20 protein-coding genes are annotated in these 21,604 nt (G+C 35.0%); 8 read left to right on the forward strand and 12 right to left on the reverse strand.

Features of this window, described 5'->3' with window-relative positions; all coding sequences use genetic code 11:
• Positions 1-254: 254 nt before the first annotated feature.
• From H033_RS0113485 to H033_RS0113510, 5 genes are all read right to left on the reverse strand, one after another.
• Positions 255-587 (reverse strand): hypothetical protein, encoded by a 333-nt coding sequence (locus tag H033_RS0113485; RefSeq protein WP_026838785.1) that lies wholly within the window; start codon positions 585-587, stop codon positions 255-257.
• A 26-nt stretch (positions 588-613) separates the two neighbouring features.
• Positions 614-1,543 carry an aspartate carbamoyltransferase catalytic subunit gene (locus tag H033_RS0113490; protein WP_026838786.1) on the reverse strand — a complete coding sequence of 310 codons (930 nt, stop codon included), beginning with the start codon at positions 1,541-1,543 and terminating at the stop codon, positions 614-616.
• Complete coding sequence (gene pyrR, locus H033_RS0113495) at positions 1,540-2,124, reverse strand: bifunctional pyr operon transcriptional regulator/uracil phosphoribosyltransferase PyrR (RefSeq protein WP_026838787.1); 585 nt, start codon at positions 2,122-2,124, stop codon at positions 1,540-1,542. The genes H033_RS0113490 and pyrR overlap by 4 nt, the downstream gene beginning before the upstream one ends.
• A 178-nt stretch (positions 2,125-2,302) precedes the next feature.
• Positions 2,303-3,124 carry a ferritin-like domain-containing protein gene (locus H033_RS0113505; RefSeq protein WP_026838788.1) on the reverse strand — a complete coding sequence of 274 codons (822 nt, stop codon included), beginning with the start codon at positions 3,122-3,124 and terminating at the stop codon, positions 2,303-2,305.
• A gap of 29 nt (positions 3,125-3,153) precedes the next feature.
• Positions 3,154-3,939, reverse strand: a complete 786-nt coding sequence (locus H033_RS0113510; RefSeq protein ID WP_026838789.1) for a ferritin-like domain-containing protein — start codon at positions 3,937-3,939, stop codon at positions 3,154-3,156.
• Between the two features lie 336 nt (positions 3,940-4,275).
• On the opposite strand from H033_RS0113510, the gene H033_RS0113515 reads away from it, so the two are divergent.
• The 3 genes from H033_RS0113515 (at position 4,276) to amrB (ending at position 7,186) form a co-directional block, all read left to right on the forward strand.
• Positions 4,276-5,451 carry an MFS transporter gene (locus tag H033_RS0113515; protein WP_026838790.1) on the forward strand — a complete coding sequence of 392 codons (1,176 nt, stop codon included), beginning with the start codon at positions 4,276-4,278 and terminating at the stop codon, positions 5,449-5,451.
• 158 nt (positions 5,452-5,609) lie between these two features.
• The gene (locus H033_RS0113520; RefSeq protein ID WP_026838791.1) at positions 5,610-6,086 is read left to right on the forward strand and encodes a hypothetical protein; all 477 of its coding nucleotides are present in this window, start codon (positions 5,610-5,612) and stop codon (positions 6,084-6,086) included.
• A gap of 5 nt (positions 6,087-6,091) precedes the next feature.
• Positions 6,092-7,186 carry an AmmeMemoRadiSam system protein B gene (gene amrB / locus H033_RS0113525; protein ID WP_026838792.1) on the forward strand — a complete coding sequence of 365 codons (1,095 nt, stop codon included), beginning with the start codon at positions 6,092-6,094 and terminating at the stop codon, positions 7,184-7,186.
• Between the two features lie 456 nt (positions 7,187-7,642).
• Here amrB and rpsA read toward each other — a convergent pair whose 3' ends face one another.
• The 4 genes from rpsA to lon form a co-directional block, all read right to left on the reverse strand.
• A complete protein-coding gene (gene rpsA / locus H033_RS0113535; RefSeq protein ID WP_026838793.1) occupies positions 7,643-9,469 on the reverse strand; it encodes a 30S ribosomal protein S1 in 1,827 nt (608 codons plus the stop codon).
• A gap of 171 nt (positions 9,470-9,640) precedes the next feature.
• Positions 9,641-10,807, reverse strand: coding sequence for an MFS transporter (locus tag H033_RS0113545; protein ID WP_026838795.1), 1,167 nt, complete (start codon positions 10,805-10,807; stop codon positions 9,641-9,643).
• A gap of 16 nt (positions 10,808-10,823) precedes the next feature.
• Entirely contained in the window at positions 10,824-11,525 is a 702-nt protein-coding gene (cmk, locus tag H033_RS0113550) for a (d)CMP kinase (RefSeq protein ID WP_026838796.1), read from the reverse strand.
• 112 nt (positions 11,526-11,637) lie between these two features.
• A complete protein-coding gene (lon, locus tag H033_RS0113555; RefSeq protein WP_026838797.1) occupies positions 11,638-14,088 on the reverse strand; it encodes an endopeptidase La in 2,451 nt (816 codons plus the stop codon).
• Positions 14,089-14,305: 217 nt separating this feature from the next.
• On the opposite strand from lon, the gene H033_RS0113560 reads away from it, so the two are divergent.
• Genes H033_RS0113560 through H033_RS0113575 form a run of 4 tightly spaced genes read left to right on the forward strand, consistent with a single transcriptional unit; the run spans position 14,306 to position 17,268 of the window.
• Positions 14,306-14,869 carry an RNA polymerase sigma factor gene (locus tag H033_RS0113560; RefSeq protein WP_026838798.1) on the forward strand — a complete coding sequence of 188 codons (564 nt, stop codon included), beginning with the start codon at positions 14,306-14,308 and terminating at the stop codon, positions 14,867-14,869.
• Complete coding sequence (locus H033_RS0113565) at positions 14,859-15,425, forward strand: hypothetical protein (RefSeq protein ID WP_026838799.1); 567 nt, start codon at positions 14,859-14,861, stop codon at positions 15,423-15,425. The genes H033_RS0113560 and H033_RS0113565 overlap by 11 nt, the downstream gene beginning before the upstream one ends.
• The gene (locus H033_RS0113570) at positions 15,406-16,512 is read left to right on the forward strand and encodes a hypothetical protein (RefSeq protein ID WP_026838800.1); all 1,107 of its coding nucleotides are present in this window, start codon (positions 15,406-15,408) and stop codon (positions 16,510-16,512) included. Before H033_RS0113565 ends, H033_RS0113570 begins: the two co-directional genes overlap by 20 nt.
• A gap of 24 nt (positions 16,513-16,536) precedes the next feature.
• Positions 16,537-17,268 (forward strand): head GIN domain-containing protein, encoded by a 732-nt coding sequence (locus tag H033_RS0113575; RefSeq protein ID WP_026838801.1) that lies wholly within the window; start codon positions 16,537-16,539, stop codon positions 17,266-17,268.
• Positions 17,269-17,426: 158 nt separating this feature from the next.
• On the opposite strand, the gene H033_RS0113580 is transcribed toward H033_RS0113575, so the two are convergent.
• A complete protein-coding gene (locus tag H033_RS0113580; RefSeq protein ID WP_026838802.1) occupies positions 17,427-18,251 on the reverse strand; it encodes a redoxin domain-containing protein in 825 nt (274 codons plus the stop codon).
• Positions 18,252-18,527: 276 nt separating this feature from the next.
• On the opposite strand from H033_RS0113580, the gene H033_RS0113585 reads away from it, so the two are divergent.
• On the forward strand, positions 18,528-18,920 hold the full coding sequence (locus H033_RS0113585) for a DoxX family protein (RefSeq protein WP_026838803.1): 393 nt from the start codon (positions 18,528-18,530) through the stop codon (positions 18,918-18,920).
• Positions 18,921-19,336: 416 nt separating this feature from the next.
• On the opposite strand, the gene H033_RS0113590 is transcribed toward H033_RS0113585, so the two are convergent.
• Positions 19,337-20,653, reverse strand: a complete 1,317-nt coding sequence (locus H033_RS0113590) for an MFS transporter (RefSeq protein WP_026838804.1) — start codon at positions 20,651-20,653, stop codon at positions 19,337-19,339.
• Between the two features lie 64 nt (positions 20,654-20,717).
• Complete coding sequence (locus H033_RS0113595; RefSeq protein WP_026838805.1) at positions 20,718-21,539, reverse strand: M48 family metallopeptidase; 822 nt, start codon at positions 21,537-21,539, stop codon at positions 20,718-20,720.
• Positions 21,540-21,604 lie beyond the last annotated feature (65 nt).

The following is a 21,604-nucleotide window of genomic DNA, read 5'->3' on the forward strand; positions in this document are numbered from 1 at the left end:
AATTTAAATTTTAAACAAGAATCTCGGGCCAAGCTTAACATATATATTCCAATATCTCGGGAGTAATAATTTTTAAAATTTCGAAACATCCCGACAACTATTGGGACGGAGAATTAAAACCTCAATCAAGAACCTCGGGGCAAGCCCACGAGGTATGTCCCGATGGTTCGGGAGGAAAATACTTTTAAAAATTCGAGGCAAGCCCGCCTGAATGTTTCGGGCAAGCCTCGGAGAATTAAAACCTCAATGAGTAATTAAAACCCGAGTTCTCTCTCCAAGTCTTCCATTTTAATGATATCGCCTGCTTCTAGCAGACTTGGAACTACAATTAATTCATCTGGAATAACATCTATAGAGATGTTTGAGTTTACAATTACAAAGGATTTTTTCTCTGCACGGTGAATATTAGAAATTTCTAAAAAAAGAAGCGCATCTTTTATATCAAAGTTTTCGTAATTTAGAAGATCTACAATCACATTATCATTTCTATAATCTGAATAGTTTTCAGTGATCCTCTCTGCAAAATCTACAAGATTATTCTTATTATCCTTTAAAACAATGAATTCTTCTTTTCGTGTAATTTTCATTTTCAAACTTTTAATCTACTATAAACTTATCGATTTATTTTTGAAGCTAAAAGGTAAATAACAGCCATTCTTACTGCAACCCCATTTTGCACCTGGTCTAATATAATAGCTTGTTTAGAATCTGCTACATCACTGGTTATCTCCACTCCCCTATTTATAGGCCCTGGATGCATCACAACGATCTCTTTATTAAGAGAATTTAAGATCTCCTTATTTAATCCAAACTGTTGGGTATATTCTCTTGTTGTCGGGAAATAACTAATTTCCATCCGTTCATTCTGAACTCTAAGCATATTGGCAACATCACACCACTCTAAAGCTTTTATAAGATTGGTTTCAACACTCACCCCTAAAGATTCTATATACTTTGGAATTAAAGTCTTAGGACCACATACCTTCACCTCTGCTCCTTGCAGTTTTAATGCGAAAATATTAGAAAGTGCAACTCTGCTGTGCTTGATATCTCCTACTATTAAAACTTTTTTGCCTTTTACTTCCCCAAGTTTTTCACGTATGGAATAACTATCCAATAAAGCTTGGGTTGGGTGTTCATGCGTTCCATCTCCTGCATTTATAATACTTGCGTCTACATGCTTGGAAAGAAAAATTCCTGCACCTGGATTTGGATGTCTCATTACCACCATATCCACTTTCATTGCAAGGATATTATTTACTGTGTCTATTAAGGTTTCGCCTTTTTTTACTGAAGAAGAAGCAGCTGAGAAGTTAATAACGTCTGCACTTAACCTTTTTTCGGCCAGTTCAAAAGAAAGTCTTGTCCTGGTACTATTTTCAAAAAATAAATTGGCGATGGTAATATCTCGTAAAGAAGGAACCTTTTTAATTGGTCTATTGATCACTTCCTTAAAATGATCGGCAGTTTTAAAGATCAGGTCGATATCTTCTTTTTTAAGATATTTAATTCCCAATAAGTGATTTACACTTAATTCGCTCATTTAGTATCTTTTTTCTGTGGAATCACTTCCTGTTCTGTTTTTTCAAATGGTAAAAGATAAACTGCATCTTCCCCATGTATTTCTTGCCAATGCACTTTTACCTGCTCATCATTTATTGCATCTACCTGCCTGCCATTATAATCTGGCTGTATAGGCAAATGCCTGCTGAATCTTCTATCAATAAGAGTAAGCAATTCTATTTCTTTAGGTCTTCCAAAGGACTGAATTGCAGTTAAGGCTGAACGTATACTTCGTCCAGTATAGAGAACATCATCTATAAAGATTACTTGTTTATCTTCAACAATAAAATCGATCTTGGTTTTGTTCGCTTCTAAGGGTTTTATACTTCTTCTGAAGTCATCTCGGTAAAAAGTGATGTCCAATTGTCCATACTCCACATTGGTAATACCATATTCTTCTTCTAATAACTGAAGAATTCTATTGGCGAGAAATACCCCACGAGGTTGAATTCCTATAATTACGGTATTTTCAAAATTAGGATGATTTTCTACCAACTGGCAAGCCAAACGACGAAGAATAATGTTGATCTCTTTAGAATTAAGCAACACTTTTTGACTCATAATAGAAACTGATGATGTTTGGAAGACAAAAGTAAGATTTTTTTTGATTTAGACTAATAGGATTTTGTTTGGTATTTAAAAGGTTCTTATATTTCATTGAAATAGAAGAAAACAAAAATCATGCTAAAAGAATAATTTCTTTAAGCATGATTTTTTCTTTTCAAGGTGATTTTAATCCCTAACTCACAATAAATATTCCACCTATAGCAAGTACTTCGGCCATTGTTAATGGCTCATCGAAGGCTTCCTGAACGGCTTGAGGCCCTCCAAAAGAACCAAATAGTCCGGCAAGCTCTACACCACCTTGTACTGTGTTTGCTTCCCCTGCATATATTGCGTCAAATACTGATGGAATGCCATTACTCGCAGCTGTACCACCCGTTACCCAACCTTTTTGATTTCTCATCCTACGCACCTGTGATGCGTGTCTTGCTTCTACAGAGTGAATTTGCAAAGCAAATGTCAGTAAATCATCATTATTTGCTAATGCTCCAGCCTGACCCTTAAATGCTCTTACTCCAGTATCCTCAAAACCTTGCGACAATGCAAGAAATGTTTGATAATTACTGAAAGTATCTAATCCTAGATCTCCACCTGTAAAATCAAAAGTCGGTTCATCAATAGCCGCATCGCCTAAAGCTGCTTTGAAAAACTCCACGTGAGAAGTTTCATGCTCAGCAATTAGTCCGAATATATCTTTGTCTTCCTCTGGAATTAATCCATCTGTTCCAAGAGCTATTTGATAAAAATTACGCTCTAAATATTCTAAAGTAAGAGCAAAATTTAAAATAGCTGTAGTGTCCGCTTGGAACATCGCCGATGACATTGACATCGTGGCGGCAGAAGTTTTTTTGCTCGTTGCTGCCAGTGCAAATGGAATAGATGCTAAAGCAAAATTTTTGCCTACATTTTTCATTTGATTAAAGGAATCTCTTCTTGATCCCTTGGTTTCTAATAGTTCCTTATTAGAAATATCGTCTAAGAATTTTATAATATTCATAATTTTTAGTTTTTAAGATTAGTTATTAATTAAGCAGTTGGTATGTTATTGGCGATGATCTTGGTTTCAAGAAAACCTGTCGCAGCAACTGCAGCCAAAACATCCTGTGGAGAAGTGGCTTCATCGTAAGCTTCACCTGTTCCTCCAAGATCTACTAAGATCTCATCTGACGCAAAATTGGTTGTTCCAGGTTCAAGAAGATCTCTAATTGCAGAGGCGTGTCTCGCTTCTACAGAAACTATTTTTCCTGCAATCAGCAAATACTCTGTACTTTCAAGTAATTTTCCGGCACCATTATAGGCGGAAACCCCTGTATCTTCTAATATTCGAGATACCGTTAACACATTTTCCCGACTTCCAAAATCTACCCCACTAAAATCAAAATTTAAATCGGGTGCCACTCTCCCAGGTGCTGCTATAGAATTTAAAACTATTTTAAAGAAATCTCTATGAATTACCTCATGGTACCAGAGATCTGTAATAATTTGTTTTTCTTTGGCATCCGATATGCCTTCATAATAGGATCCATTAACTACTTCTGTATAAAATGCAGCTTCAAGTTGCTCTAAAATATAAGCATAATTTAGAATCGCTAAATCTCCTTTTCCTAGATTAAAAACTTTTTTGTTGTTTACACCTTTTGCATCTAGCGCATTAATTTCTTCATCGGTGATTCCATCTTCCTCACAAGAATAGAGGAACAAACTCGAGCCAACTACAGCTAAGCCTCCAATTTTAAGAAATTTTCTTCTCGAATTCATTTTTCCTTCGCGTCCGTCATGGAATGACTCGACATTAATCATTGGTTTTTTCATAACTAATATTTTTAATTATTAATGTTAAACCACGATAAGTAGGTAATCTTTATTCAGGCAATTTGGGTAAAAGCAATAATATATTTGTGAACAATAAAAAATTAATATATTTAAATGGGGAGAGTTCTAATAAACTAATATCTCGGGGGGATACAGTTAATTTACGCAGTAATAACCTTGTTGGTTTTTAATAATTCGTTAATTAACAGGTATTTATAAGATAATATGAAATGTTTAACATATTGAAACTAAAAACCCGATTGTTATTGTATTTTTGAAAGTGTATTTCTTCTGAAATAGAAAAAAAATAAAAACATCCCATAGACTTTTTTAATAATGAAAAATACCCGTTTAATAATTTTCATTATTGTAATTGCCCAGTTTTGCTGTACTTCTGTTTGGTTCGCATCCAATGCTGTGCTATCAGATCTTATAAGAAATTTTGGATTAAATGAAAACGCACTAGAACACTTAACCTCTGCGGTACAATTTGGTTTTATTCTAGGAACATTGTTATTCGCTCTTTTGGCAATAGCAGATCGTTTTTCTCCTTCTCAAGTATTTTTTGCGTGTGCCATTTCTGTAGCAGTTATAAATCTTTCCACAATTCTGGAAAGCAATACTTTTATAAGCTTATTATGCGTTCGGTTTGCAACCGGATTTTTCTTAGCGGGGATCTATCCTGTTGGGATGAAGATTGCTTCAGATTATAGCAACAAAGGTCTTGGAAAAGCTTTAGGCTTTTTAGTGGGTGCTTTGGTAGTTGGAACCGCTTTTCCACATTTATTAAATAGTGCGTTTTTTAAAGTGTCCTGGGAAAATGTAATCCTAGCAACTTCTTGTATTGCCTGTATTGGGGGGCTATTAATCCTACTATTTGTTCCAAACGGTCCATATAGGAAGAGAAATTATAAACCAGCTCTCAATACGGGAAAAGTTATTTTTAAGGATATCAAATTGAGAACTGCAGCTTTCGGCTATTTTGGACATATGTGGGAACTATATACTTTTTGGGCCTTTGTGCCGGTGATCTTAGCCACCTATTTAAATCTTCACCCTTTAGCTGAAATAAACATCCCGCTACTTTCCTTTCTTATAATTGGAATTGGTGGGTTTTCATGCGTAATTGGAGGTTATCTCTCCAGTGCTTTTGGAGAAAAAAAAGTGGCCAGAACTGCACTATTATTGTCTGGATGTTGTTGTTTATTATCTCCGCTTATCTTTTACACAGATTCTACTCCTATTTTTCTTGCATTCTTATTTTTTTGGGGAATGACAGTGGTAGCAGATTCTCCGCTACTTTCTACTTTGGTAGCGCAAAATGCTCCAGCAGAGCATAGAGCTACAGCTTTAACTTTAGTGAATAGCATCGGTTTTGCAATTACCATTGTGAGTCTCCAAACCATTTCACTGCTAAGTAATTATATAGATCCTAAATTCTTATATTTAATATTGGCAATTGGCCCCATTATAGGAGTATTTACATTAATTCAGAAAAAAGAAACCCATTGACTTAAAAAATAATTGGAAGCAAATAGATGTGAAGAAAAAGATTGGAATTTCTAATGAAGTTTGGCTATTACGGCTTCAGTAAATAGTATGTTTGGCTTAGAAGATGAATTTCGGGTTTCCTGCTAGCTTATTTTTGAATAAATAAAAACATATTAAACATGAAGGTTGCCAGTATAAAGGAGCTTAAAGATGAGCTTGGCCATAGATCTAAAGAAGATCTATTAGATTATTGTTTACATCTTTCTAAATTTAAAAAGGAGAATAAAGAACTACTCACCTATGTCTTATTTGATTCTATAGATGAAGAAGAGTTCATAGCACAAATAAAACAGGAAGTAGAAATACAATTCGGCCTTATTAATAAGAAGAATTTTTATCTCATTAAGAAAAGTGTGAGGAAGATTTTAAAAATGATAAAGAAGTATATAAGATATTCCAAAAAGAAAGAAACTGAAGTTGAACTCTTGTTATTCTTTTGTGCTCAGTTATCTGATTTTTCACCTTCAATTAAAAGGAACACTACCATGTTGAACTTGTATAATAGACAGTTACTCCTTGTAAAAAAAGGAATTACACTCTTACATGAAGACCTCCAGTATGATTATGAGCTGGAACTTCAAGAAATCACACTATAATAGAAATGAAAACAATTAAAATTCAATATATACTCACTTTGAGCTTTGTTATAATGAGTGCGCTCTGTTTTGGGCAACAGAAAGATAATGAGAATTCTACTGACTCAAATATTAAAATAAGGCATTTAGAAGACACTATTGGCTTCCCTCAATATAAATGGCAAATGGATAGCATCTTGTCTAGAATTGCTGCGGAAGATAAAGTCTCTACTTCTGAAATAAGTAAAGCAGTGATCTGCCCACATGATGATTATGCATATGCGGCTGGACTTTATAAAAAGACACTTTCAAGTATAAAAGCAAAAACCATTGTACTTGTAGGGGTTGCCCATAGAGCAAGGAATTTCGAGCTCAAAGACAAAATAATATTTGGTTCTTTTAAAGAATGGCAAACGCCCTATGGTACCATCAAAATCTCGCCCTTAAGGGACAGGATGCTTTCATTAATTCCAGACAGCACTTATATCGTTCATAATGAAATGATGCAATTAGAGCACTCTTTGGAAGCCATTACTCCTTTCCTTCAGCAAAAAAACAAATCGGTAGAGATCATTCCAATACTAGTACCTTATAACTCATTTGAAGATATGGACACTTTTTCAGAAGTAATAGCTCTAGCTCTTGCAGATCTTATGAAGGAGACAAACATGAATTACGGCGAGGATCTAGCTGTTGTAATTTCTAGCGATGCTATACATTATGGAAATGAAGGATGGGGAAGTTCTAATTTAGCTCCTTTTGGAGTGGATAGTCTTGGCACCGCCCAAGCCTATGAAAAAGATCTAGATATCATTAAGAACTTTTTGACCGAAGAGATCAGCAAAGAAGGAATTAGCAACTTCAATAAAATCACGGTGAAAGAAGAAAACTATATGGAATATAACTGGACTTGGTGCGGAAGGTATTCTATTCCATTCGGCGTTTTAATGGCTAATAAACTAAATCTCCTGCTTCACAGAGAACCATTACAAGGTTCTCTAGTAGATTATAGATCAAGTATTCACAATAAACATATTCGGGTAGATGATCTTGGAATGGGTACAACTGCACCAGCGAAAAATACACATTGGGTAGGATATGCTGGAATTAAGTACCGATAAATATACAGTTCAGCTCTTAATCCAGATGAAAGGGATAAGGCAAAGCGCATTCCCCAAATTTCTGGGATCCTAAACAAGCCCTTATTTGCAGACGGAGTTAAGGGAATTATAAAAGAGAAATTCCCGGAGTATGTTTAAAATTCCATTCTAAATGCTTCAAGGAAGAGGTTATTTAAGCCCATAATGTATGGGTGGCATTTCTTAGATGCATTCACGAAAATCAAGACTGATAAAAAGTTCTATTCACATCTTACATCTACTTTAAATCCTGCAGAGGCATTAAAGTCTAAGGAGTATAGACACAAAATTGTAAAGCCCATTATCCTTCCTAAAACTCTTTAGAGACTTCTAATTGAAATTATAGAATAAGCAACTTTTAAAAAACAGTAATAAAAAAAGCCTCCTTAAATTAAGGAGGCTTTTTCTTTTAAGCTAAAAAACTTATGGTTGGAAAGACTATTTTTTCCCTTCCATTTTATCTTTTAATGCTTGAAGATCTGCATTTACATCACCAATAGTGGTTTTTTCAGTGTTTTGAGCTGATTTCTTAGCAGCTTGTTTCACGATTTTTTGCTCTTCTTCTTTATGTATAGCCATATGTGAAGCTACCACTCTCTTGAATTCTTTGTTGAATTCAATAATTTGGAACTCCGCAGACTCACCAGCATTTAGTTTCTTACCATCTTCTTTTTCAAGGTGACGGGTAGGAACGAATGCAGTAATATCCTCATTAAACTCTATAGTTGCGCCTTTGTCTACTATTTCAGCTATTTCCGCAGTATGTTTGGTACCTACAGCGAATTCAGTTTCATATTTATCCCAAGGGTTAGACTCAGTTTGTTTGTGACCTAAACTTAATTTACGTCCTTCAACATCTAATTCTAATACAACAACTTCCAACTTATCACCTACGTTTGTAAATTCAGATGGATGTTTGATCTTCTTAGTCCAAGAAAGGTCAGAAATATAAATAAGTCCGTCAATTCCTTCTTCCAATTCTACGAATACACCAAAGTTTGTAAAGTTACGTACAATCCCTGTGTGCTTAGAACTAACTGGATACTTAGAAGTAATATCTGTCCATGGATCTGCGCTTAATTGCTTAATACCAAGAGACATTTTACGATCATCACGATCTAAAGTTAAGATTTGAGCTTCAATCTCATCCCCTACTTTTACGAAATCCTGAGCTGAACGTAAATGCGTACTCCAAGACATTTCAGAAACGTGAATAAGTCCTTCAACTCCTTCAGCAACTTCAATAAATGCTCCGTAATCTGCAATTACAACTACTTTTCCTTTAACGTTGTCTCCAACTTTAAGGTTTTCATCTAAAGCTTCCCATGGATGTTTGTGTAATTGTTTTAAACCTAATTGAATTCTAGTCTTAGCTTCATCGAAGTCAAGAATAACAACATTCAATTTCTGATCTAATTCAACTATTTCGTTTGGATGGTTAATACGAGACCAAGAAAGATCTGTAATGTGAACCAATCCATCAACTCCACCAAGATCTACGAATACACCGTAAGAAGTAATATTCTTAACAGTACCTTCTAATACTTGACCTTTTTCTAGTTGACCAATAATTTCTTTTTTCTGCTCTTCGATATCCGCTTCGATAAGCGCTTTGTGAGATACAACAACATTCTTGAATTCGTGGTTGATTTTCACAACTTTGAATTCCATTGTTTTTCCTACATAAGCATCGTAATCTCTAATTGGCTTCACGTCGATTTGAGAACCTGGCAAGAATGCCTCAATTCCAAATACATCTACGATCATACCACCTTTAGTACGACATTTAACAAAACCGTTTACGATTAATGCTTCATCATGTGCTTTGTTCACACGATCCCAAGCCATGATCACTCTAGCTTTACGGTGAGAAAGGATCAATTGACCTGTAGCGTCTTCACGTACATCAATTAATACTTCAACCTCATCTCCAACTTTAAGATCTGGATTGTAACGGAATTCGTTTAAAGAGATAACTCCTTCACTTTTCGCGTTAATGTCAATAATTGCATCACGATCTGTGATATTAATAACTCTACCTGTAGTTACTTCATCATCTAAAGTATCTACAAAATTTTCAGCTACTAACTTCTCAAATTCCACTAACTTAGTATCATCTACAGGATCTATTCCTTCTTCGTAGTTGTGCCAGTTAAAGTCTTTTAAGAATTGCTCAGGGTTTTCCTGTTGTGCAGACGGTGCTGCGTGATTTGAAACTTCAGAGTTAGACTCTTCAACTTCTGGATTTTTGGTTTCTTCAGCCATTGCTGATTGTAATATTTGTATTCTGAGTTCTTTATGGAAATTTCAGATAATTAAACACAGAAGTGATTATATATTTGATTTTCAGCCCTTTTCTATTTCCATTTCTTTATCTAAAAAGGAGTGCAAAAATACAACTTATTTTGTTATATTCAAATATTTGAGAACTCAGTTTTAAGAAACTGAATTTTTGAATAAAAAATGAAAGATCAAAATTAACACAGAGTAGATCATTCCAAGTGTAGCGACTCCTGTCCAACCAAATTCCTGCCACGCATAAGCACCAGAAATGGTACCCAAAGCACCTCCAATAAAATACCCAACCATGTAGATTGTATTGATCCTATTTCGAGCATCCTGATTTTTTGAGAAAATGATGTTTTGATTAGTAATATGTAGAGACTGTAATCCCATATCAACGAAGATCACTCCTATAACCAAACCGATAATTGAACTACCTGAAAATACGAATACTCCCCAAGCCACAATCATTAGCATGGTAGATATGGTGATAAGTCTGTTTTTATTCATCTTATCACTAAGTTTTCCCATAACTGTAGCTGCAAGTGCTCCTCCAATTCCCAGAATTCCAAAAGCGCCAGTAACACCGCTTCCATAATTAAATGAATCCTCCATTAAAAAAACCAAGGTGGTCCAAAATGCACTAAATCCTGCAAATCCTAATCCTCCTCTTACTGCAGCTAATCTTACTGAACTTTCAGATCTAAAGTAATGCAGAATAGATTTCATGAGTTGGGCATAAGTCCCTTTAAAGTCTGAAGCTAGTTCTGGTAATTTATATTTTAATAATACCCAGTAGATCAACATAATTCCCGTGGCAATATAATACATGGCTCTCCAACCAAGATACTCACCTACCATTCCGCTTATAAATCTACTTCCTAAGATTCCTATAAGCAGACCGCTCATCACAATTCCTATAGCTCTTCCTTTTCTCTCTTCTGAAGCCAACTGGGCAGCCATTGGAACAAAGAGTTGGGGAACTACTGAAGAAAATCCAATAAAGAAACTGGCAATAGTAAGAATTAGTAAAGAAGGTGCTAATGCAGCTGCAAGTAGACTGACGACAATTGCTATAAAATCTATGAGAATAAGTTTCTTTCTGGGAAATTTATCTCCAAGCGGAATTATAAATAATAATCCTAATGCATATCCTATTTGGGTAAATAAGGGAATATTACTTACAGCTGTTTCCTTTACCTGATAAGTTTCTGCAATAAGATTTAGAAGGGGCTGATTGTAGTAGTTATTGGCCACAACCAATCCTGCTCCAACGGCCATAAGGTATAATAAAGAATTAGGAAGTTTGGCCTCAGTCATTCATCTTCGGCAACTCTTAGTTGTGCTTGGCTATAACATCATTAGCAATATTGAGCAAGGTATTGAACTGCTCATCTAAGCTTAGTGAGGAATTATCTATTTCTATAGCATCTTCTGCCTTCATCAATGGGGAATCTTCACGAGTTGTATCCAGATGATCTCTATCTGTTACATTTTTTAAGACTTCTTCATAATTCACAGCCTGCCCCTGTTCTTTCATCTCTTTAAACCTGCGCCCAGCTCTTTCTTCTGCAGTGGCGGTCATAAAGATCTTTAACTCTGCTTTTGGAAAAACTACAGTTCCTATATCTCTACCATCCATTACCACTCCTTTCTCAAGTCCCATTTGTTGTTGCTGAGAAACTAGTTTTTCACGAACTTCTGATAGAGCCGATATTCTACTAACGTACTGAGAAACTTGCATTGTTCGAATTTCATCTTCTATATTTTCTTCATTCAAATATATTGCAGCGAAACCTCGAGAAGCCTCAAAAACAAATTTCAAAAGTAAAGATGGCAAGTCTTTAATTAGACTTTCTTCATCAAAGGAATCCTTCGTAATATATTTTTTTCGCATTGCATAAAGCGTAATAGCTCTATACATAGCGCCTGTATCTACATAGACATAACTTAATTCTTTGGCTAATTGTTTTGCAACCGTACTTTTTCCTGTGGAAGAAAAACCGTCTATTGCTATGGTAATTTTATGATCTGTCAAGCTATTAGATTTAATGGATTAATCCTGTTTACTTTTCAAGTTCAAAGATAAATAAACCAGATTTTAATTGGAACAAAAAAATAAACCCTGAATTGCTTCAGGGTTTATGATCCTATAATTCTTTAGGATTATTTACTTTCTCATTGGTAAGAGCAAGTTCAATAACATCCTTCATTTCACTAACATAATGAAAAGTAAGACCTTTCACATACTCAGCTTTAATCTCATCTATATCTCTTCTGTTCTCTTCACAAAGAATAATTTCCTTTATTCTTGCTCTTTTGGCTGCAAGAATTTTCTCCTTGATTCCCCCAACAGGCAATACTTTTCCTCTCAAAGTGATCTCCCCTGTCATTGCAAGACTCTTTTTGATCTTACGCTGAGAAAATAATGAAACCAAAGATGTTAGCATAGTAATTCCCGCACTAGGACCATCTTTTGGAGTTGCTCCTTCTGGGACGTGAATATGTACATTATATTTCTCGAATACTTCAGGATCTAAATCCAACATTTCTGCATTAGACTTAAGATATTCCATTGCAATGGTTGCTGACTCTTTCATCACTTTTCCAAGGTTTCCGGTAATATTTAAATTCCCTTTACCCTTAGACAAGATAGATTCAATAAATAAGATATCTCCACCAACACTCGTCCAGGCCAATCCTGTAACTACTCCGGCAACATCGTTATTTTCATATTTATCACGTTCCATTCTAGGACTTCCCAGAATCTTTATCACATCTTCATTAGCGATCTTTTTAACATATTCTTCATCCATCGCAATATTCTTGGCTGCATAACGCACCATCTTTGCAATTTGCTTTTCTAGACCACGCACTCCAGATTCTCTGGTATAACCTTCAACAATTTTTTCTAATTGAGCTTTACCAATCTTGATGTGTTCTTTAGTAAGTCCATGCTCCTTAAGTTGCTTAGGTAATAAGTGCTGCTTAGCGATCTCTACCTTTTCTTCTATAGTATATCCCGTAACATTAATGATCTCCATTCTATCTCTAAGAGCAGGTTGAACGGTACTCAAACTATTTGCGGTTGCAATGAACATCACCTTAGAAAGATCATATCCCATTTCTAAGAAATTATCATGAAACTCACTATTTTGTTCTGGATCCAAAACCTCTAATAATGCTGAAGACGGATCTCCATTATGACCACTATTAAGTTTATCTATTTCATCTAGTACGAAAACTGGGTTACTTGTTCCAGCCTTCTTAAGACTCTGAATAATTCTTCCTGGCATCGCGCCAATATAGGTCTTTCTATGACCTCTTATTTCTGCTTCATCTCTTAGCCCACCTAAAGAAATTCTAACATATTCTCTTCCCAAAGCTTCTGCAACAGATTTCCCTAAAGATGTTTTACCAACTCCCGGAGGTCCATATAGACAAAGAATAGGAGATTTCATATCATTTCTTAGCTTCAAAACTGCTAGATATTCAATGATTCGTTCCTTTACATCATCTAAACCATAATGATCTCTATCCAAGATCTTTTTAGCTCGTTTTAAATCGAATTTATCTTTACTAAATTCATCCCAAGGAAGATCCAGAAAAAGATCTAAATAATTTCTTTGGATTGAATACTCAGCAACCTGAGGATTCATTCTCTGCATTTTAGCAAGCTCTTTAGTAAAGTGCTTTTCAACTTTTTCGTCCCATTTTTTATCTTTAGCACGAACGCGCATTTCTTCCATCTCATCCTCATTAGAAGCCCCACCAAGTTCCTCTTGGATGGTCTTCAATTGCTGATGTAGGAAATACTCACGCTGCTGCTGGCTCATGTCACTTTGAACCTTACTCTGGATCACATTCTTCAATTCCAGTTTCTGATTCTCAACGTTCATGAATTTTAAAGTATCCAGCGCTCTGTTCTTCAAATTATTGGTCTTCAATAATTTTTGCTTTTCATCTACGCTCAAATTCATGTTAGAAGACACAAAATTTATCAAGAAAGAAGGACTTTCAATATTTTTTATAGCAAAAGAAGCTTCCGACGGGATATTCGGACTTCCCTTGATGATTTGAAGCGCAAGATCTTTAATAGATTCTATAATTGCTCCAAATTCAGCATTCTTTAAATCTGGTCTAACTTCCGCCACTTCATCTACAGAAGCAGTCAAGTAAGGTTTTTCAGAAATTACCTCTTTTATTTTGAATCGCTTTTTCCCTTGGATGATCACCGTAGTATTTCCATCGGGCATTTTAAGAACTCTTAAAATTCTTGCTACTACTCCGGTTTTATAAATATCATCTACTCCTGGATTTTCTACATCCTCGTCCTTTTGTGCTACCACACCTATTACCTTATTTCCACTATTCGCATCGTTAATAAGCTTTATAGAGGTATCTCTCCCGGCGGTAATTGGAATTACAACACCTGGAAATAAAACAGTATTTCTTAAGGGTAGTATTGGTAAAATTTCGGGGAGTTCTTCTTTATTTATCTCCTCTTCATCTTCTGGGGTCATCAAAGGAATTAACTCTGCATCTTCATCGATTCCTTGAAATGACAAACTGTCAATATTTAATAATTTAGATTTAGCCATATCTTTATTTAGGTCAAACTGTCATTACAGTTTATTATTTATATCTACGTACAATCTTCTGCTAGGGTTTAATCCTACTGCCTCTGCACGTAGCGGGTATTATTTTAATCTGTTATTTCAATTGTTATGCCACCAAAAAGAATTCAACTTTTTTTTCAGAAACTGTAACAATTTAAAAACATAGGTATCTTTATAGTAGAAGCCTAATAGAAATTTCTTGACACCAAGTATTACTTACACAGAAGATTTGATTGTACGTTGCCAAAAACAGGAGCAGCGAGCACAATTAGAAGTATATAAGAAATATTACAAAGCGATGTATAATACTGCTCTTAGAATTGTAAAGGATTCTGCGGAAGCTGAAGATATTATGCAAGAAGGGTTTATCAAGGCTTTTTCTAAAATTCATACGTTTGAAGGAAAATCGACTTTTGGAGCTTGGATCAAGAAAATTGTAGTAAACCTTAGTATCAATGCTTATAACAAGAGGATAAAATATGCACAGGTTTCTTATAATGATGAGTTTAAGAATGAAATAGATGAAGGAGAAGAAATAGGCATAACTGAAGAAGAGGAAAACAAATGTAGAATTCAGCATATTTTAAAAAAGTTCGAATTACTAAAAGAAAATTATAGAGTCATCCTTACACTTCATTTAATTGATGGCTATGATTATGAGGAAATTTGTGAGATCCTAATACTAAGTCCTACCAATTGTAGAACTACCATCTCTAGAGCTAAAGATCAATTAAGAAAAATAGTATCAGAAAATGAAAGATGAAGAATTATATAAACTCTTTATAAACGAAGACTGCGATCTGGAAGAACCAGAAATTGGTCATGAAGAACGTTTTCTATATAAATTAAAGGAGTCCCGAAAGTTAAAAAGCTCAAAAAGTAAAAGTCTAGTTAAACCTCTATGGAAATCCTGGATAGCCATTGCTGCGAGTATTGTTTTTATAATACTTATTGCTGGTAGCTTTTTAAGCTCAAACATTCTGTCGAAGCCTGAAGATCTTGCTGCTATTTCTCCGGAAATGAAAGAAACGCAAGATTTTTATGTAAATGCTATAAGAGCAGAACTGGAAGAGGTAAATGCTTCTAAATCTCCTGAAACAAAAATTATAATCGACGATGCCTTAGTGCAACTGGAACGTTTAGATAAAGAATATAAAAAACTTAAAGTAGACCTTTCTAAGAGTGGGAAGGATAAGCGAGTAGTATTTGCAATGGTTTCCAACTTGCAACAACGTATAGATCTCCTAAATGACGTTTTAACCCAAATTGAAGAAATTAAAGAACTAAAAAACTATAAAAATGAAAACACTGTTATTTAATATATTATTCCTTGCAGTAACGTATCCTGCAGTTGCAAATTCCGTTTGGAACGATACAACTTTAGATAAAGTTTCTGGCAAACATACTAAAGAGAAAAAGATTTCCAAATCTTATGATGTAGCTGGAGATGCCCTACTGAAGATTGACAATAGCTATGGAAATATAGATGTCTCTACTTGGAACCAGAATAAAGTTCATATTGAAGTAGTCATTAAAGTAAATGGAAATGACGAACAAAAAGTAAAAGAAAAGCTAGAAGAGATCTTCGTGAAATTTGATCAATCTTCTGAAGGGGTAAGTGCTATAACCTATTTTGAAGAAGAAAATAGATCCTGGTGGAATATGATCTTTGGAGAAAATAATAATTTGAATATGGAGATAAATTATATTATTAAGGCCCCCATTACAAATAATGTCCATCTTATTAATGCCTACGGAAATATCTATTTGGATAAATTAACTGGGAACGCAAAAATAAATTGTGATTATGGAAGCATCGATATCGGAGAACTGTTAGGAAATAGTAATCAAATTAATATTGAGTATTCGAGAAACAGCCATATAAGAGTTGTTAAAAATGCAGTAATAAATGCAGATTATTCTGAATTTGAAATAGAGGACGCAAAAACGCTAGATATCAATGCAGATTATTCTAAAAGCAAAATAAGAAAAGTAGAGTATCTAAAATACAATGGAGATTATGGGAGTTTAAATATAGACAAGCTTAGAAAACTTGATGGAAACGCAGATTATGTAAGCACTAAAATTGGACAAGTTTATCAATCTTTAGATCTTGATCTAGACTATGGAAGTCTCGAAATAAATAAAATTATGAAGGGAGCTAGAGACATTAAAATTAAATCCAATTACGCTGGAGTAAAAATTGGCTATGCAATGGATCAAGCTTTCGATTTTGATATCGTATCCACTTATGGAGGAATTGATGGGATGGATGGATTAGATGTTCAAAAGAAAAATGATGAATCAAATAAAAAAAGTTATTCTGGGTATTATCTAAAATCTGGAAACTCGAGTAACATTGTGGTAAGAAGCAACTACGCAAGTATCACATTTCAAAAAAAATAAACCAATAACTAAAACAAATCAATCATGAAAAAAGTAATTCTTTTATTAGCTCTTGTACTTATGGGGTCTACCACTATGAATGCCCAATGGTGGGGAAATAAAAAAGTAAATGGAAATGGCAATATGGTAACGGATACCCGCAGCACTTCCAATTACGACGGAATTGCCTTAGTGGGTTCTTTAGATGTTCAAATTATTTCTGGCACCGAGGGGAAAATTAAAGTAGTAGCAGAAAGTAATTTACAGGAATATATTCTTACGGAAGTTAAAGACGGACAGCTCAAAATTTCTGTTGAAAAGGATGTGTCTTTAAATCCATCCCGAAATATGAGTATCCGAGTGACTGTTCCTGTAGAGACTATTAGTAGTCTTTATGTAACCGGATCTGGAGATGTTTCCAACACTGGTGTAATAAAGGCTAATGAGCTGAAAGTAGGAGTTACTGGTTCTGGAGATATAAATCTTAGTGTTGAAGCAAAAGAATTATGGGGATCTATTACAGGTTCTGGTGATATTAAATTAAAAGGAAAAGCACGAGAATTCAACTGCAAAGTAACCGGATCTGGAGATTTTATGGCCTACAGCCTAAATGCTGAAAATGTAGAAGCTACAGTTTTAGGATCTGGAGATATTCAGGTTTCCGCATCACGATCATTAAAAGCTCATGTTTCTGGTTCTGGGGATATAGGTTATAAAGGAAATCCAGAAAAACAGGATTTTAAAACCTCTGGTTCTGGATCTGTTTCATCAAGATAAATTAATTCCTTCATTGAGAGTTTAAAACTGCCTAACATTAGCTACGGATGTTTAGAAAATTAAATATAATTTTTCTGAACTATAGATCTTGGGGCCTTCATAGAAGTTCATTATTTGTATTTTAGGAAGGCCTTATAACTTGTTAGAAGATAACCTAATTATTGCTGTTGGACATTCCTTGCTGAAAGTCCCGTATGGGTCTCTACCAGTTCGAAGGTTATTTTGGTATCTTGCCGTATCGTGCGGTATCCTTCTCCGGGGATGGCTGTGAAATTAAAAAAAATGGGTTCATCCAAATCCGCTGTTTGGATATACCCGTTTCCCGACTTGATATCGAATGACGAAACGATGCCTTCATATTTCGGTAGTTTTGGATTGTCATAGTTTTCCTGAAGCCATGTTTGCTGTGGAATCCTAATTTTTTTGACGTGTTCCGTATTGTACTCTTCATAATTGTAATAATCCATTTTCTGCATAATCGTCCTCAGATCCTGCCGAAGTTCCTCCACGGTGGGCCTTCCTACAAAGTACCAACCATTATATATTTTAAAGACTTCTAGATTTGGTTTTAATATAAAGGTGTAAGGCAAGGAACGATAAGCATATTCACCTTCGGTTTCATCTAAAATGTCCAATTGTTTTATAATCTTCCGTTCTGAGTCCGATAAAAATGTCCAGCTGGCACCAAGGCCTGCACGGAATGCAGCAGAAACTTGTGGCTCATCTGCACTGATGGAAACTAGGTTGCAGAAATTGACATTAAGTTCGTCCTGAAATTCAACAAGCATCCGAAACTGTTGTTGGTCTCTCGGACAGAAAAACCCTCGTGAAAAAGTGACGATAACGGGGTAACCGTCCTCGAATCCATACCTTTTGTCCACCTCACCTTGTCGAGTAAACGAGGATAGCTTTCTAAGCTTACCACTGTGGTCGGGAAGTTCAAAATCGGGAAATATGTCTTTTATTTTTAGTTTGTTCGGCATCAGTCCTATGTTTTTAAGTAGTTCATAATCGTCAGAACCAGTTTGGATACAATGTTTGGGTTTAACGAACCGGAAATGGTCTTCTAAGATATACAGTTAAATAGGCTAGTAGAAAAAGAACGGTCCCTCAAAGTTTCCCTAGATTCCAATTTTATTCTGTAAATAAACAAAACAAATTATCAAGCAATGATTAAATTACAATAAAACAGGAACAATCTATAGTTAAAGGTTAAATAATTTTGGATATCTTACAATAAATCTAAAAACATTTATAAAATGAATACCACTACAGGAAATTTGATTATCAGGATAGGTATTGGCTTATTGTTCGTTTGGGGCGGATTAGAAAAGTTTATCGAAGGATTTTTGGGCGGTGTCGGTCTTCAGGCTATGGCTGATATGCTCAAAGGAAGTGGTCTCGCCTTTTTGGGAGATACGGGTACATATGTGCTAGGCGCCATTCTAGCCCTATCGGAGCTTGTGGCAGGTATTTTAGTGCTGCTCGGAAAACAACTTTTCTATGCGTACGCATTTTTGGCATTTGTCATGATTATGGCGTTGGTTTTGGTACACATACCCTCAGGAAAATGGATCAATATTATGATTCACATTGCTTTAGTGTGCACTCTGGCTGGACTCGCCATAAATAACAAGCCTAATAGGTTATAAAATCGCTACATTAACAATCTTTAGAAAAGTTCCGTTCCCTGAACGGAACTTTATCGTTCTATAATTTTTGTAAGATAAAATGCATTTTGATTTGTACGGTACTTTGGAGTTTTTACCTATCTAATATAAATATCCTACTTCTAATAAAAATGAGTTTTTACCAAAAAGCGATTGTCTTATGGACAGTACTTATGCTAAATCTAGAAAGCCCAAAAGAGTTCTGGACAAAATCGAAGACCTTGAATCAATATTAGTTAACTTAAACCTTGTCAATTTATTGAACTGACGATTAAAATTGTCATTTTTTCATAAATAAAACGTTCAGAAAGGACTCAAAATTATTTTTGCCTTTCAAAGGTCAAGGGCTTACCCGCCCGCAGGTGCTAGATTATTATAATCTATTCTCAAACAGATTTTTAGCTTTTCTGAGGAACCCTTAGCAGCAGCAGCACTCCAGCAATAAAAAATATCACCAAAAATAAAATAGCATTCCGGACACTTCCTGTTAATTGAGCAACTATCCCATACATAGACATCCCGATAACAATTCCAATCTTTTCAGAAACATCATAAAAACTAAAGTAACTTGCCGTATCCAAAGTGTTCTCAGGAATCATTTTAGAATAAGTAGAACGAGATAAAGCCTGAATCCCACCCATTACTAAACCTACTGCTGCCGCAGCTACATAAAACTCTTGTGGGGTTATTATGTAATAAGCATAGATGCATATTAGAATCCAGAAAATATTCAAATATATAAGAGTTCTAATATTTCCTATTTTCAAGGCTATTCTAGAAGTTAAAGTTGCACCTAAAACTGCAACTAACTGAATCAGTAAAATACTTACAATTAAACCTGTTGTAGCATCTTGCTCTCCCCAGTCCAATTCCTCTATTCCAAAATAGGTAGCAATAAGCATAATGGTTTGCACGGCCATGCTGTATGTAAAAAAAGCCATTAAATATCTACTAAGCATCACCTGATCCTTAAGGGCAAACCAAATTTTCCTTATTTCTTTAAATCCATTAAAAAGAACATTCCTAGTAAGCTTTTCCTTCTTATTCCCTTTTGGTAAATACTTGTATGTGTATTGGCTAAATCCAATCCACCAAATTCCTGTTAAAACAAAAGACAATCTTGTTGGTAAATCTTCACTTTCAAACCCAAACCATTTATATTTCATGATCATGATCAAACAAATGATAAGTAGAATTACACTTCCAATATATCCTAAAGAAAAACCTTTCGCACTAATTTTATCTTGTTGCTCTGGAAAAGCAATATCTGGTAAATAAGAATTATAAAAAACTAAACTAGACCAGAAGCCTATAAGTGCAAAGAAATAGCATAACAAACCGAACCACAGAAAATCTAGACTAAACCAAAAAAGGCCGATGCAAGAAATGGCTCCCAAATAGCAAAAGAATTTTAAAAACGATTTCTTATTCCCAACATAATCTGAGATCCCAGACAAAAAAGGACTGAAAATAGAAACTACCAGGAATGCTAAGGCGGTAACATAACTAACTAAAGAGTCGTTATTAAAATTAAACCCCATAAAATTTATGGTATCATCTATAATTTTACCATCGCTATCTTTTACAATTGTAATAGCACCATAAAAAATCGGGAAGATTGCTGAAGCGATCACCAAACTGTAAACTGAGTTGGCCCAATCATAAAAAGCCCATGCATTTAATAATTTCTTGCTTCCTTTAGGGGGATATTTCATTTTTTAAAAATAACAAAAAAAGCCGCTCTATAAGAACGGCTTTAAAAAATTTATAATGAACCCTTTATTTGAAGGAAGTCACACCATATTTAGCTGCTTCAGCTTTAGCTGCCGGAGCCCATTGGGTAAGATTATTAATTCTAGTTTGAGAAGAAGGGTGAGTACTTAAGAATTCTGGTGGTGCTTGTCCCCCGCTTTGTTCTGCCATTCTTCTCCAAAGATCTGCCGCTTCAGCAGGGTCATATCCCGCAATAGCCATTAAAGTTAATCCAATTCTATCTGCTTCAGTTTCATGACTTCTGCTAAAAGGAAGCATTACTCCTAATTGGGAACCTAATCCGTAAGCTTGAGCAAAGATCTGTTGAGTCTGGTCACTTTTACCACTTAAAGCAACAGAACCTGCAACAGCTCCTAATTGTTGTAGTTGTGCAGCACTCATACGTTGTGCACCATGATCGGCCAAAGCGTGGGCAACCTCATGAGCCATAACTACAGCTAATCCGGTTTCATCTCTAGCAACTGGCAAAATACCAGTGTAAGCTACTACCTTTCCTCCTGGCATAGCCCAAGCATTCACCGCTTCATCATCTACTAAATTAAACTCCCAAGCGAAATCTTTTAAATATCCTTGGTATCCATTCGCATTCAGATATCTTTCAGAAGCTGTAACTATTTTCTGTCCCACATTTTTCACCATTCTCGCTTCAGTAGTACCCGTTACCACTTTATTTTCAGATAAAAACTGATCGTACTGAGCAAATGCTGCAGGAAATATTTGATCGTTAGACACAAAATTCAAATTTTTCTCTCCAGTAAAGGGATTGGTTTTACAACCAAGCATAACAAACACAGCAAAAACTGCTATAAATAAATTTCTAATTCTCATGATTTTTGGTTTTAGGTTGATAAAAATACAAAACAACGCCCCTCAGTAATGAAGGTTTATGCTTG

Source organism: Gillisia sp. JM1, assembly GCF_000424645.1.
GTDB lineage: Bacteria > Bacteroidota > Bacteroidia > Flavobacteriales > Flavobacteriaceae > Gillisia.

What these genes read in the sequence shown, in the direction of transcription:
- H033_RS0113510 (WP_026838789.1), bottom strand. Translation starts at nt 3,939, where the DNA reads ATGAAAAAACCAATGATTAATGTCGAGTCATTCCATGACGGACGCGAA.
- H033_RS0113575 (WP_026838801.1), top strand. Translation starts at nt 16,537, where the DNA reads ATGAAAAAAGTAATTCTTTTATTAGCTCTTGTACTTATGGGGTCTACC.
- H033_RS0113545 (WP_026838795.1), bottom strand. Translation starts at nt 10,807, where the DNA reads ATGACTGAGGCCAAACTTCCTAATTCTTTATTATACCTTATGGCCGTT.
- H033_RS0113585 (WP_026838803.1), top strand. Translation starts at nt 18,528, where the DNA reads ATGAATACCACTACAGGAAATTTGATTATCAGGATAGGTATTGGCTTA.
- pyrR (WP_026838787.1), bottom strand. Translation starts at nt 2,124, where the DNA reads ATGAGTCAAAAAGTGTTGCTTAATTCTAAAGAGATCAACATTATTCTT.
- H033_RS0113490 (WP_026838786.1), bottom strand. Translation starts at nt 1,543, where the DNA reads ATGAGCGAATTAAGTGTAAATCACTTATTGGGAATTAAATATCTTAAA.
- H033_RS0113580 (WP_026838802.1), bottom strand. Translation starts at nt 18,251, where the DNA reads ATGCCGAACAAACTAAAAATAAAAGACATATTTCCCGATTTTGAACTT.
- H033_RS0113505 (WP_026838788.1), bottom strand. Translation starts at nt 3,124, where the DNA reads ATGAATATTATAAAATTCTTAGACGATATTTCTAATAAGGAACTATTA.
- H033_RS0113520 (WP_026838791.1), top strand. Translation starts at nt 5,610, where the DNA reads ATGAAGGTTGCCAGTATAAAGGAGCTTAAAGATGAGCTTGGCCATAGA.
- H033_RS0113595 (WP_026838805.1), bottom strand. Translation starts at nt 21,539, where the DNA reads ATGAGAATTAGAAATTTATTTATAGCAGTTTTTGCTGTGTTTGTTATG.
- H033_RS0113565 (WP_026838799.1), top strand. Translation starts at nt 14,859, where the DNA reads ATGAAAGATGAAGAATTATATAAACTCTTTATAAACGAAGACTGCGAT.
- lon (WP_026838797.1), bottom strand. Translation starts at nt 14,088, where the DNA reads ATGGCTAAATCTAAATTATTAAATATTGACAGTTTGTCATTTCAAGGA.
- H033_RS0113515 (WP_026838790.1), top strand. Translation starts at nt 4,276, where the DNA reads ATGAAAAATACCCGTTTAATAATTTTCATTATTGTAATTGCCCAGTTT.
- amrB (WP_026838792.1), top strand. Translation starts at nt 6,092, where the DNA reads ATGAAAACAATTAAAATTCAATATATACTCACTTTGAGCTTTGTTATA.
- rpsA (WP_026838793.1), bottom strand. Translation starts at nt 9,469, where the DNA reads ATGGCTGAAGAAACCAAAAATCCAGAAGTTGAAGAGTCTAACTCTGAA.
- H033_RS0113590 (WP_026838804.1), bottom strand. Translation starts at nt 20,653, where the DNA reads ATGAAATATCCCCCTAAAGGAAGCAAGAAATTATTAAATGCATGGGCT.
- H033_RS0113570 (WP_026838800.1), top strand. Translation starts at nt 15,406, where the DNA reads ATGAAAACACTGTTATTTAATATATTATTCCTTGCAGTAACGTATCCT.
- H033_RS0113485 (WP_026838785.1), bottom strand. Translation starts at nt 587, where the DNA reads ATGAAAATTACACGAAAAGAAGAATTCATTGTTTTAAAGGATAATAAG.